We start from the raw sequence: 12,718 nt of genomic DNA on the forward strand, positions 1-12,718 counted from the left end.
TGGTTGTGCCGCGCTGCCGGTAGTAGATGATTCTATGCCCTCAATTTTGCATGGCCACGCTGAATATTCTTTACCTTGCCACCAAATGGATTTTGCTGGCAGCTTCGATTCATCGCCTTTTGCGGCCAAAATTTCTGCTTCACTGTGTGGAATGTTATACGCATGAAAGCGCAGCACTTCGCCAGTGCCAAATGCAGTTCCATCCACTTCGAAAACGCGAACGGTGTTGCCCGGCTCCAGTTTCTGATAATTACTATTCAGACTCATGGTTTAAATGCCTGCACAAAAGTAGCGTCGAGGTTATATATTTTATTCCCCATCGCCTTGGGTTTGTATGTTTCACAGCGGTAAAGGCCTACGCTTTCCAATGGCGGTTGCCACTGAAAAGCCCGGGTACCATTGTGGGCATCCAGAAAAGCTTTTATGCCTAAAATGTACGCTTCGCTGCCAGTAAAACTCAGCGCCCATTCTTGGCTGCGTGGATTCGGTCCATCCCCTGCAACCTGTGCGTATCCGTTACCAAACTGCACTTTTCTGGTTCTAAAGGCGGTGTCCGCTTCAGCATCCAGTCGCGGACACCAATCAAAAACCTCAATCGCCATAGTTATCTGCCTTTAGCCATATTCCAGATATCACCACCCGGCGTGATATCTCTCATGACGTTCTGCTTGTATCGCATGTCAACGAAAGCGCCGATCTCTCTACCGAATTGCTCCCAACCACCAGATGATTGAGTTGACGCATTCCCACTGCCATCAATAGTGATATAGACCTGCGGTGCTCCCGATGTACCTCCCCCGCTTACACCACCAACAGCACGAACACCAAGCGAACCATCAGCGGCACGGGTTAGAGGCATGATCGCTTCAGGACCGGCTTCTCCCATGAGGCCTGCACCTTTGGCAAATGCGAACGTTGTTGGTGATCTGACAATATTATTGCTGAATGCACTGAGGGAAGGTGACTCATAGACACCGCCTTTAGCATTAGCAACATAGGATTGATATCCGGTAGGCATACCCATTGCACCAACACTGCCAGCAGCTGATGCGCCAGTGCTGGCTGCACCAACAGCAGCACTACCAACTCCACTGGCAACAGCACCAAAAATACTGCTCACGGTGTTTACCAGTGCCATTTGAAGTGCAACTTTTGCGATCATCTGCAGGACAGATACACCCCAGCTTTTCCAGTCTGCTTTGCTGCTGGTTAACATTGAAGTCATGTTATCCATAGCACCATCAAGCGTTGAATTTATACCGCTTGAAACAGTTCCAGATATGTCTCTGGCTCCGTCCATCCAGTTCTGATAGCCCTTCGACACACCGTTAAGCCAATCGGACTCCGATGCGGCAATCGCCTGATACTTTTTATCGAGGTCATCTAGCGCCTGCTGACGGGCAGCAATAGCCGCCGAACCTTTATCCGTTTTGTCGAATACCCGTTCTACCTGCTGCTGATCGTCGTATCGGCTCCGCTGGCGATCGCTCATGCCAGCGGTGTCGGTAGTCTGCGCGGCGTCATCACGGTATTTACGGGCGGCATCGGTCAAATCTTTAAGCGCTTCGGTTTGCTCACGCTGCTTGCGAACGTTCTCTTCAGCACGCTGTGTCCAGGTGGCAAGCTCTGCCGAATTATCCCGGATAGCTTTGCGTTGCTCTTCTGTCCATTTAGCACCCGTCTGATGCGATGCCGCGTAGAGTTCAGATGCTTTTTCACCTTCGGTGGCGCGAACCTTCTGCACTTCAATGGCAACGCTGAGGTCGGCCATTTTACGTGCATAGTTTTCTGACTGCTGCGCCGCAGCCCGCTCCTCTTTCTCCTGCTCACTGATGGCCTTTTTACCTTCACGCAGCGACTTGTTCAGGTCTTCCTGTTTCTGCCAGGCCTGTACAGTGTTGCTGATGAATTTCTGCCGCGACTCGGTATATTCAGGCGTGTTGGTCAGCCCTGCATCATCAGCCGAATATTCCGCCTGACGCCTGACGCGGTCAGCGCCGGAAAGACCAGCCAGTTCGTTTTCACGCCCAGATTTTTGCAGCAAATCAGCCTGTTTTGACGTGAGCTGAGCCGAAGGAATGCGGAAAGGCGCGTTTGCCAGATTGGTTCGGGTGGCAAGCAACTCATTGCCGAGCGAAAGCAGGCGGTTAAATTCCGTGTGCTGACCGTTCATCATCAGCAGCGACTGATAAGCCGTGTTTTGCTGAGCGGCCTGCTGTCTGATTAAATCCACGCGGCGTGTTTCAAGCACCTCCAGCACAGACTGAACTTCCTGTGACTTCTCCTGCATCTGGTTAAGTCGCGCCTGCTCCACTGCCAGCTCAGAAGTAGCCTGCTGCATGCCGGTCGATACTTCCTCAACGCTCGTCAGATAGTTGATGAGGAAACCACCAACGGAGGGGCCCGGGCTTGCCATTATCTGCTGATAGCCCTGAATCTGCGTTTTGAGCTTATCAACCTTTGCGGCTTGATCGTCGATCAGCCGGTTCTGTTCGGTCATCGACGTTCGGGTTTTTGTCTGCGTGTCGGAAACTTCCGGCAGGCTCATGCCCGGCGCTGCTTTTCTCACATCATCCAGCGTTTCGATGTACGCGCGCGCTGATTCACGCGCCTGCTCCTGCCGCTGATACATGGTGTACCAGGCACCGGCACCCAGCATCAGCAGTCCGGGAATGCCGCCTACCAGACCCAGCACGCCGCTGGTAAGCCGCGAACCCACTGATGTTATGCTGTTCAGTCGCTCCTGTGCGGCGGCTCGCGCATTCACATTACGCGTAAGCACAGCCTGCGTTGCGGCCAGACGGCGCTCAGCCGCTTCCTGTGTCGCGGTTCCTCTTGCGGCTGCAACAGCCTGCTGCGCACGATAAACAGCCGCGCGCGCTCTAGCAGTTGAAATCTGTGTGCCACGGATTTGAGCCTGCGTGAGTGCTACTTCGCTCTTATACGCCGTTACGATACCGGCAGAAGCAGAGATTGCGCCCGATGCCATACCTCCAAAGAATTTTGCGGCACCGACAGCAACCAGCGCACCGGCAACCGTAGCCACCGAATCGATATTTTTCGCCACACCTTCCAGCACGCCAGAAAGTGACGCCGTGACGCCGGAGGTAGTATTCGCCTCACCTACCCACTGCTGGAAGGCGTTCTGTACTTTAGTGACCGAGCCAGAGACCGATTCAGGCAGGGATGAGAACTCGCCCCGCAGCTTATCAAGCTGGCTGGTCAGCGCAGGAACCACTTTATCAATGGTAAGCTGGCCCTGATCGGCCATTGCTTTCAGGTCTTTTCGCGCGACCCCCATACCGGCAGCAAGCGCACGAATAACACGATCGCCGGATTCGTTCACGGCGTTGAATTCTTCGCCGCGCAACACGCCCTGAGCAAGCGCCTGGCTGAATTGCGTGATAACGGAGCTGCTTTCCTCAGCACTTGCCCCGGAAAGCTTCAGACCGGTAGACACCGCCTCTGTTACCTTCAGTACTTCCTGCGCGCTGTAGCCAAACTCACGCATGGATGCAGCAGAGCGCGAATAAAGGTTGGCGTTGTCGTCAAAAGCGGTGCCGGTGCGCTGGCTGATATCCATCAGCGATTTCTGTACGGTGGCAAACTCACTGGTAGACTGAGAAGCCTGCTTAAGTCGCGCGTTTACCGCGTTCCAGTTATCGGCCAGTTCGATAAGATGACCGGCTGCAAACGCACCAGCAAAGACGCCCGTCATTTCCAGCGCGGTCTCTTTAGTAGAAACCAACTGCTCGTTCAGCTCCTGAATCGCGCGCTGGCTTTCTCGCGCGGCCACAGCGGCACGACGCCCGCCCTGTTCCATCGTCCGGTAGTAATCGGCACCCATTCGTGAGGCGCGCGCTATCTCTGACTGGAAAGAACTGGAGTTCGCAGAGATTTTGATAATCAGTTCGCGCAGCGTTGCCATAGTTCACCCTGTAAATCCCGCTGGCGCGGGTAATTAAAGACCTGCCATCCAGACTTCAAGGCCGCTGGTTTCTTTCTCTTCTTCGGCTTCGCCCCACTTCAGCTGCAAATCGCTAATGGTTGTTTTAGCGCCCTGCGAATTCATTACGGCAGCGGAAATCTGCGCAGCCTGAATATCACCGCGAAAGTCCCCAATAGGGCTGAGGCGGTCATAGGCGATCCACATTTTCAGCTCACTGGCGCTGAGGGTTTCGCGAATTTCTTTGAGAGTTCGCCCAAGGCGCAGCGCCAGAGTCATCAGGAAGAAAGTCAGCGGCTCTTTTACTTTGCCTCTGCAGTTTCCTGTGAGATGCCCAACTTAAGCGCCTGATTAAGAAGGCGGGTATGCACCGGACCATAGATTTCGGAAACAATGGACTCGTCATCATCACTGAAAACACGATCGCCGTTCTCATCGAGCAGAACATCAATGAGCATCACCACGTCTGCGCTCTTGTTGCGAAGAAACGTTTCCTGAGGTGTTAGCTTGGGTTCTGTTTCACCCTCCGCCAGTTCCGGTGACATAATTTCTCGAAAGCGCATCCACGCTTCGCCGGAAGGCTCACGCAGCATCACTTTTGCGTCATCCCATTCGGGGACGGTAATTACTTTTGAACGAAACCCTGACGATGGAGCAAGCGCCAGAGCGCGTAATGAAGCCGGTGATGCGGTGGTTTTTTCGGTATTCGACATTTCATATTCTCGGTGAGCGAGTTATTGCGGATAAAAGAAAAGCGGCCGGAGCCGCTTATGAACCTGAAGCAATAATTGTCTTCGGCTTGCCACGCACGCGCAGCGAGTAGGTAGCGCCTACGACTGACGATGTGGCCGCAGACCAGGAGCTCTGACGCACTTCAACCAGCACATAAAAACCGTTGCCTGATGCGAAAACAACGCGCAGCGCGCGCAGCTCATCGTTTTCATAGGCGGTTTGCAGTGCCTGTTGAGCCTCTTCATCACCGACCCAGTTACGCGTAATGCTCATCTCAGCCGGAGCGGCGAGACCGTTCGTTTGCTCCTGCTCAGTGGAGCAAAGCGTGGTAACGTCAATGTCACCTTTCTGACCACCTGTATAGCTGATCTCTTTCGTGGCGCAGGCGGCTTCAAGCCAGCTAACGCTGGCAGTGGGAAAACCGGAGTCCGTAAAATCTTCAGCAGTCACTGGCGCGGCAGAGACGGCAAAAGTCATCCCCTTTGTTACTTCGTATTTGCTGCTCATGTTTTCTCCAGGCGTAAAAAAACCGGCTTATGCCGGTCATGGTTGATGGGGTTGGTTATTGCTGGCTCTGAACTTCCAGCGTGGCGCGGTATAAGCCAGTGTCAGGCTCGTAACCGTTTCGCTTTCGCATCTGTGAGAACATGAGGGCCGACAAAGCGTTCACCGCCTGTTCGCGAATATTTCTTGCCTCATCCGTGGTCAATGCGTAGACATCAACCTGCAGGGTGCCATTTTCTTCCGCTGGTCCGCACAGTGTATCGCCGTATGTTTCACTTACGATCGTGAAGATTACCCAGGGTGGTTTTACTGAAGGTTCACCCTCAGCATTAAGAGGGACTACGTAAGGATAAACCTGACTACCGGCGATCCCGCTAATTAGCGGGTAGATGTCGGATTCGGTCATTTGCTCATTACCTCGTCTAGGGCCTTAAGCATCTCTTCGAATGCGGCTTTAGATGCCTCTTCCTGTTTACTGTCAAAGGCTGGCCTGACGAACGGTTTCGCTGACATCTTTGATGTGCCTTCTTCCAGAAAACGCCAGTAAAATGCGTTATTCGGTGAAGCCGCTTTCATCTTGTTATCGCTATTGCCCGTATCAGGATTAACACCACGAATGTGAACACCCGCCACCGCCGTGCCCTGCGCACCTTTACCGAACAGAACAACGATGTTCCTTTTCAGCTTTCCGGTCTGAACCGGAGCTGTGTTGGCAACCTCTTCGGCTACCAGTTCGGCACCCGCTTTCACAGCGCGACGTAATACCTGACGGCTTTCAGCTTTACTCAGTATCTCAAGGTCTCGCGACAAATCAGCCAGGCCGGAAAAATCGAGGTCGGTTGTGATCACGTTTTCACCCCCTGTTTACAGAGAATTTCCAGCCGCGTACCTGTGGCATTCGGAACCGGCGTGCCAGATACATCAAGCACCCAGCCTTTAAGCGGTCCACTTGTGCAAACGAGGCGAGATGCTGCCGTGATATCTGCCCGGTAGCGCATCCAGACTCTGATAGTTGCTTCAGATTTTTCAGCGCCAGACGTCATAAGTTCACGCCCGCTGATCGCCTTTACTTCTGCCGGACAACCCGTAACCACATCAAACCATTCATCTTTTGGCTGACCGGATGGAAGCGTTATATGTCGGGAATTCTGAATGGTTACGCGGTGACGGAAACGTCCTGGCTCCATTAGCTACCTTCCTCCGGTTTAATATCTTCTTTCCCGCGCCAGTTTCGGTGAATAAACATCAACCGCTCTGCTGTCGCGTTTTCGTAAAGCTGTACTTCGCTTTGCGCCGTCCGGTGTTCAAACATATCGGCGAAGCACAGCAGCACGGCACCTTTTACGGCGGCGGGAATGTCAGAAGCAATTTTCCATGCTGGCTCATCGCACCAGCGGTAGCAGTAATCAAAAGCAGCCTGAGCGTAGATGGTGATCAGGTCGTCGCGATCATCATCCTCAAACTCAATCTGCTGCTTCAGCAATTTCAGACTTAAAACGTCTAATACATCTATCGCCATGCGTTATAAGGGCGGGTGTCCCCGCCCTCCCTCATCAGGAACCAGAAGCAAAGGTGCCCTTGATGATTGCAGTCGGGCGATAGTTAGCCAGCGCAAGGCGCTCTTCACACAGGATGGTCAGCATGTTTTTCACGAAGTTGTCGCGGTCTTCACGGCTGACTTCCACGGTTGCATCCATGCGATCCCATACCTGAGACGCCATGTCGAAACCACCAACGGTGAACGTGCCCGCTACTTGCGCCTTAGTTGGCACAACCGGCAATCCCCACATGATGTTACTTGTAAATGCCTGTGGACCACCGAAGATGTAACGACCATCGCCATCTTTAAGCAGCGCGATATTGTGCCAGTCGCGAGGGTTAAGGATGATGCCGGAGGCGCTGAACTCGGATTCAGTCACCTGGAAGATCGCGTGAGCGATGATATCGGCGCGGGTATCACCTGTTGCGTTCAGCGCTGTGTCATAAGCCGTCGCAACGTGGTTCAAACCTTCCAGATTATCTCCGGTACCATCACCGTTCAGCAGTTGGACCTCTTCCTTCAGCGCCAGACCGTACATCAGACGGTTGTTAACATACGATTGCAGCATAGGTGCATCGTCCATCACCTGACGGGATGCCTGAATCCAGTGCGCTACCGTTTTCACGTTGGCTGTGTGCTTGCTGAAGGTGATGTCAGATTCAGGCTTTAGCGCCTTCTCTGCCACGATGTCGGCGCTGTTGGTGAACACTTCTTCGCGCACATATTCCAGTGAGTTACTGGAAATACGACCCTGTGCCAGCAGGTCACGAATGGTCAGTCGGCGCAGGCCCGGCATCAAAATGCCCGGAACCTGCATCGGCTGGATCAGATTGCCCGCTGAAGCTGCATCACTACCCAGCGATTTGTTGAAGGTTTTGGCTTCAAAACTGCCTTTACTGCCGTTCCATGATTTTTGCAGCTCTTCGGCTGCGCGTTCGGCGAATGATTTTTTCTCACCCGGATTTTCAGCGCCGGATGCCAGTTTCTGCTCAAGGTCGAAAAGTCGAGTGCCAGACTTCTGCAGCTCTTCGTTAACTTTTGCTAAATCATCCTGCAGCTGTTTCGAGACTTTGCCTGTGCTTTCAATTTCGGCTTTCTGTGCATCAAACAGCTGTGTCATTTTCGACTGAGACTCTTCGATGGCTTTCTGAATTTGCGCGAGTTCGGACATGTTATTTTCCTAAATTAGAATTGAAGTTCTGCATGCTCTTAAGCAGAGCGTTAATTTGTGCTTCGTTTTCGTCGCCCCCGGACTCGCTCCGAATCGCTGACTTAAACCGGGCTATTAGCCCAACTGCCTGTGACTTGGTGAGTCCGACTGAATCCCTCAGCCAGTTCTCCACATCACGAATGGTTTCAATGCCATCTACGCTTTTCATGGCTGCTACGCCTGCAAGCTCATTGGCCGGGAAGGTGCACACACTGATTTCACGTAGCGCTGCGATATTTTTGAAGATGCGTCCGCTGGTGCCGACTGAGTAATCGTCTTTGTTGACTGAAAATCCAACTGACATACCCTCAACAGTGCCGTGCTGCATCGCAGCTTTAAGGTCGGTTGCGCCACTGTGACCCGGTGTGAGCTGTCCTCTGACATACAGCCCTTTATCATCTTCTGCCAGGCTGTCCCATTTACCGACCGGCAGTTCCCACGTTTTATGATTGAAAAACATCGCCACCTTACGGCTCTGACTGGTCAGCGCGTTTTTAAATGCTCCCGGCAGGATGATGTCGCCGTCAGAATCGGTGTTGTTAAACACGGAGGCATAACCTTCGAAAATCCCTTGTTTACCGTCGCCGGTAAACTTGATTTCGGTCTCATCAAACGACAGCGTTTTTACGATCTCAGCCATCACGGCCCCCATAAAAATTAAGCCCCGACATCGCGGGGCTCTTTGTTATTACCTAAGTCAGTAATCGGCACGTACTGTGCCTGACGCATTGCTACGTCGCCGCCCGGTAAAGGCGGCATATTGTCGGTTCGCCGCATCTCATTAATGGTACGCAGACCGGCTTCACCCATCGCCTTCATGAAGGCTGCGCGGGAAGCTGAATCACCGCGAAGGAGACCATCAAGGTTATGTTCGGCATGGTACCGGCCAACGTCGGACGGCGTAATCAGCCAGCGCTGTATGCTGTTTTCCCAGCGTGATATGTAGGGCTGCAGCGTGTACTGGAGAAATCCGAGATTCTGCTGCTCAATGCCGGTTCCCCAGCTCGTTGATTTTTCAACGTCACCTACAAGGTGCGGAGGAACGCCAAAGAAGCGAGCAAGCTCGCTTACCTGAAACTTACGTGACGCCATCATTTCGGCATCCTGCGGTGTTACGCCAATTGCAGAGGTTGAGAAGCCAGCTTCCAGAATCCACAGCCGTTTTTTAACGGGACCACCAGCAATTTCTTTGAAATTTTCTTCAACCTGCGACCGCTGAGCTTCGGTAAGAACTTTTTCACCGGTGGACAGAATTTGCGGTGACTTTGCGCCATTGGCGAAGAAATCCCGCTGCTGATCTTCCATCGCAACCGCCACGCCCGCTGATTTACAGGCGAAAGCGATCGGCGAAAGCCCCACCAGACCGGTAAAGCCAAATCCTTTGAGGTGGAATATCTCTTTTTGGGCAAAATCAGCATATTCGCTGTCGCGCTGATAGCGATAAACCAGCTTTTTGCCGACCATTTTCACGTCCATATTGGCGGACTGAAGCGGCAGGAGGCTTATCACGTCACCCGCGCCATTTCGCTCCACCAGCGCATAAGCATTACCGTAAAAACAGAGCTGCATTGTCATAGCCTCCCTGAACTCCTGGGCGGTCATGTACTGGTTTGGTGAATACCGAAGCAGCCGCGCCAAAGGGTTGCTCATGTCTACCTTGCTACGGTTATTGCTTTTGTCGGTTTCGAAAACATCAAGCGGTAAACAGGCGGTGAGCGTCGAGATAAGACTTACACAGCGCCACACGGTAGAAATCTGAAGAATTCTTTCATCATTTACAGCAGAATCGCCGAGGTGTCCGTGTGCAGATACCGGCCCGGTTTGCGATCCCTGATTGGGGGTGACTAACCGCCCGCCTACAAACCAGGACTGCAGTTTTGCCCACAGCCCATTATTGGTTCGCAGGTCAATTGTGTATTTTGGTTCTTCCATCACATGCTCAGCGGTCGGAAAATGAAATCTTCAAAGTCACCACCTTGCTCAGTGACCTCCCCATTAGCCGCACCAACTGACATGGTCATCGCGACCATGCCATCAATGCGCCCAGTTGCCTTGGATTTATCGAGTTTTCTGTTACCGGCTGCGTCCTTAACCACCACCGCATTGACCGCGCACATTGTCAGCACCGGATGCATACCGTGCCTGACGCGCCCGTTAAGCATCAGTGATTCCAGGGTATCTACAGCCGGACCCATGTCTTTGAAGCCCTGACCAAACTCAGTAAGCGGCAGCGATAAACCGATCGCATCAGCTTCCTTCCTGAATTGATCTATGCGCCAGCGGTCAAACGCCATTGACGTGAGGTCAAAGTCACCAATGATTTCAGCAATGTCATTTACTACAAAGGCGTAATCCACCGATGCGCCGGGCGTCGTTCTCAGCAGACCTTCTCTTACCCATACGTCATATGGCGCGCGGTCGGTTTTAGTTCTCTCTTCGAGAGTTTTTTCTGGCGTCCAGAAGTAAGGGAAGAAATCCCATACCCCATCATCGGATTCACCGGCGATTACGAAGGCTGTTAAGTCATTACGTGCTGACAGGTCCAGACCTGCATACCACTTTCTCGGAGTGTTAAGCGGCTGTCCGCCGCAAATCTCCCATACGTTGCGGGAAATGAACGGTGATACCGTTGATACGCGCTGATTTAAATTCAGGTTGCGAAATGTGTTCTCAAAACTTGGCATGCGTCCGGCCTTTTCAGCCTGCCGTGCCATATCCTTTTCAGAACGGAAAGTTCCGAGCGCCGGATTTGCCGCCACCCAGGATTCGCGCTGGCTTATGTCTGCATCTTTGGGTGCTTCGTAAACATGGCAGACTATATGCGGGTCTTTCGACTTCACCGCATCATCTATCCAGATGCTCAGCAGGTCTGCATCATTTGCCGCCTGTGTGCTGATAACTATCAGCAGCGGGTTTTCATGAGCGCCCTGAGCCGTGGTGATCGCGTCTATGAAATCATCCTGCGGCCCGCGCACCTGACCGGTTTCATCCAGGATTGCCAGTATTGGAGACAGGCCGTGCGTTGTTTTCCCTTCCGCCGAAAGCGCGCGGTAAATCACGTTGCAGGGCAATCCAATAAGTTTTTTCCCACTGGGTGTGATGTGAACGATGTCTTTAAGCTCAGGGCTGAGATTTACCATTTTCACGGCCAGCTCAAAAACTATTGATGCCTGCTCACGACTCAGTGCACCGCTGACAATCTGGGAGTTCTGTTTAGCTTCCGGACCCACCAGGTGGGCCAGCATGATCCCAGCAATCAAACCTGTCTTGCCGTTTTTACGAGCAATACTGAGTATCGCCATGTCGGTTCCGACTGGGTTGTCATAGGTATCAAGGATGAAATGTTTCTGGAACGGGTCTAGCCGCATGGCCTGACCTACAAGATTGCCTTCTGGCACGATGCAATAGCGCTCAATGAACGCTATAACACGCTCACCTCGCGTCATAAGTTGTTATCCGTGTTTGGGGAAAGCGATCAGATTATCTTCTTCATCGGCATGCTGCGTTTTTGTATTTCGCGCGGCGCGATCATTCTGATTTCGGTTTTTCTGGTCGCGGCTCTCACCATTCGTAGCGTGGGAATGAATTTGCAGATCACGGCGCTGAGCGAGGATGGTTCGCTGTAACTCGGTAATTTGCTTACGCAGGTCTTTAATTAGCCCTTCATTACGCTCTTCACCACGGATACGTTCTTCTTTACGTAAATCTTTGCGTAAAACGGTTATATAGAGCTGATTATTTGCCAATTCCACAGCGGCAAGCAGGTCTGCTGGCGTCCAACTATCCAGAGCTTTCGATCTGATGTTGTCATGCCAGAACGGTTCGGCTTTTTTTTCCAAACCCGCATGGGACGGGGGCGCGATGGTGTCCACTGTCGCATTTTGCATGGCCTGAACCGCCGCAGTCGAACTGTCCGAACGGGTTCTTTTTTCTGCCATTTGTCAACACCTTTGACTCTTAGAAAAATGGAAAAAATCGGGTTAGCGTTAAATCAAAAGTTAGGCGTCGGTCATTTAGGGCAAACGGTTTGAAGATTTACCCTCCCCCCACCAACAAATGAGAATCAATATCATTTCAAGTGGGGGTGATTTCACTTGGTGATATGTTCACGGTCATCGCATTGCAGCTCTGCACCAATCAATCCAAGTGCAATAGCCGCTTCGCCGTCTGGGTAAGAAGCCATCAAATCACGAATACATTGCGCGGCATCCTTTACTTTCTTCTGACTCTCATCAGGTAGTGAAGCGATGAGCCCTTTGAACATCAGGATCGTTTGTTGGTCTTGTGTCATTACTTACTCCAGTGAGACGCCGGGTCGAGTGGATAGCCGTTGGCATCACAGCCAATGACAGTGCCGCTGTTCTCCATTCTCTGTTTGGTTGAATCGTGATGCGGCTTGCACAGTGGCTGCCAGTTCCCTTTGTCCCAGAACAAGAGCTGTGCTTTCGATATCGCCAGCGGGTTGCCGGACTTAAGCGCGTCTTTCAGCTTATGAGGTTCGATGTGGTCAACGACTGTGGCCGCTGTGATTCTTCCCTGCTGATCACACATCGCGCATAGAGGATGTTGCTGCAGGAATCGCAATCGAGCTTTATCCCATCGGCTTCCATAGATGCGTGGCTCTTTGTTCATGCCAACCTCCACGCTCTTCTTCGTTCGGTCCTCGGCTCGTTGTCCGGGTGTCGCTCGACTGTTGGCAGGTCAGCATGATCTACCAGTGAATAGCATGGGTAGATAACGCGACCACCACAAGCATCACTAACAGCGTAATCCGCAGCCATTGTGT

16 protein-coding genes and 1 pseudogene are annotated in these 12,718 nt (G+C 52.4%); all 17 read right to left on the bottom strand.

The window, feature by feature from the left end; translation table 11 throughout:
* Window positions 1-267: pseudogene (locus RTY00_RS09375) on the bottom strand (phage minor tail protein L); the annotation flags it as partial.
* On the bottom strand, window positions 264-602 hold the full coding sequence (locus RTY00_RS09380) for a phage tail protein (protein WP_312664225.1): 339 nt from the start codon (window positions 600-602) through the stop codon (window positions 264-266). The gene RTY00_RS09380 and the pseudogene RTY00_RS09375, both read right to left, overlap by 4 nt.
* Before the next feature lie 2 nt (window positions 603-604).
* Window positions 605-3,928, bottom strand: a complete 3,324-nt coding sequence (locus tag RTY00_RS09385) for a phage tail tape measure protein (protein WP_312664227.1) — start codon at window positions 3,926-3,928, stop codon at window positions 605-607.
* Window positions 3,929-3,961: 33 nt separating this feature from the next.
* Window positions 3,962-4,225 (bottom strand): DUF4035 domain-containing protein, encoded by a 264-nt coding sequence (locus RTY00_RS09390; RefSeq protein ID WP_312664228.1) that lies wholly within the window; start codon window positions 4,223-4,225, stop codon window positions 3,962-3,964.
* Between the two features lie 23 nt (window positions 4,226-4,248).
* Window positions 4,249-4,659 (bottom strand): phage tail assembly chaperone, encoded by a 411-nt coding sequence (locus RTY00_RS09395; protein WP_312664229.1) that lies wholly within the window; start codon window positions 4,657-4,659, stop codon window positions 4,249-4,251.
* Between the two features lie 55 nt (window positions 4,660-4,714).
* Complete coding sequence (locus RTY00_RS09400; protein ID WP_312664230.1) at window positions 4,715-5,185, bottom strand: phage tail tube protein; 471 nt, start codon at window positions 5,183-5,185, stop codon at window positions 4,715-4,717.
* A 55-nt stretch (window positions 5,186-5,240) separates the two neighbouring features.
* Complete coding sequence (locus RTY00_RS09405) at window positions 5,241-5,588, bottom strand: DUF3168 domain-containing protein (protein WP_312664231.1); 348 nt, start codon at window positions 5,586-5,588, stop codon at window positions 5,241-5,243.
* Window positions 5,585-6,031, bottom strand: a complete 447-nt coding sequence (locus RTY00_RS09410) for an HK97-gp10 family putative phage morphogenesis protein (protein WP_312664232.1) — start codon at window positions 6,029-6,031, stop codon at window positions 5,585-5,587. Before RTY00_RS09410 ends, RTY00_RS09405 begins: the two co-directional genes overlap by 4 nt.
* A complete protein-coding gene (locus RTY00_RS09415; protein ID WP_312664233.1) occupies window positions 6,028-6,369 on the bottom strand; it encodes a phage head closure protein in 342 nt (113 codons plus the stop codon). The genes RTY00_RS09410 and RTY00_RS09415 overlap by 4 nt, the downstream gene beginning before the upstream one ends.
* Complete coding sequence (locus RTY00_RS09420; protein ID WP_312664234.1) at window positions 6,369-6,701, bottom strand: head-tail connector protein; 333 nt, start codon at window positions 6,699-6,701, stop codon at window positions 6,369-6,371. The genes RTY00_RS09415 and RTY00_RS09420 overlap by 1 nt, the downstream gene beginning before the upstream one ends.
* Before the next feature lie 34 nt (window positions 6,702-6,735).
* Window positions 6,736-7,893: a phage major capsid protein gene (locus RTY00_RS09425; protein ID WP_312664235.1), complete on the bottom strand. Its 1,158-nt coding sequence runs from the start codon at window positions 7,891-7,893 to the stop codon at window positions 6,736-6,738.
* Window position 7,894: 1 nt separating this feature from the next.
* Window positions 7,895-8,572 (bottom strand): HK97 family phage prohead protease, encoded by a 678-nt coding sequence (locus RTY00_RS09430; protein WP_312664236.1) that lies wholly within the window; start codon window positions 8,570-8,572, stop codon window positions 7,895-7,897.
* Between the two features lie 17 nt (window positions 8,573-8,589).
* Entirely contained in the window at window positions 8,590-9,864 is a 1,275-nt protein-coding gene (locus tag RTY00_RS09435) for a phage portal protein (protein WP_312664237.1), read from the bottom strand.
* On the bottom strand, window positions 9,864-11,378 hold the full coding sequence (locus RTY00_RS09440) for a terminase TerL endonuclease subunit (protein WP_312664238.1): 1,515 nt from the start codon (window positions 11,376-11,378) through the stop codon (window positions 9,864-9,866). Before RTY00_RS09440 ends, RTY00_RS09435 begins: the two co-directional genes overlap by 1 nt.
* A gap of 6 nt (window positions 11,379-11,384) precedes the next feature.
* Entirely contained in the window at window positions 11,385-11,870 is a 486-nt protein-coding gene (locus tag RTY00_RS09445; RefSeq protein WP_312664239.1) for a terminase, read from the bottom strand.
* A 152-nt stretch (window positions 11,871-12,022) separates the two neighbouring features.
* Entirely contained in the window at window positions 12,023-12,223 is a 201-nt protein-coding gene (locus RTY00_RS09450) for a hypothetical protein (RefSeq protein ID WP_312664240.1), read from the bottom strand.
* A complete protein-coding gene (locus tag RTY00_RS09455) occupies window positions 12,223-12,564 on the bottom strand; it encodes an HNH endonuclease signature motif containing protein (RefSeq protein WP_312664241.1) in 342 nt (113 codons plus the stop codon). The genes RTY00_RS09450 and RTY00_RS09455 overlap by 1 nt, the downstream gene beginning before the upstream one ends.
* Between the last annotated feature and the right edge of the window lie 154 nt (window positions 12,565-12,718).

The organism is Pantoea sp. CTOTU49201 (assembly GCF_032054795.1).
Taxonomy (GTDB): domain Bacteria; phylum Pseudomonadota; class Gammaproteobacteria; order Enterobacterales; family Enterobacteriaceae; genus Pantoea; species Pantoea symbiotica.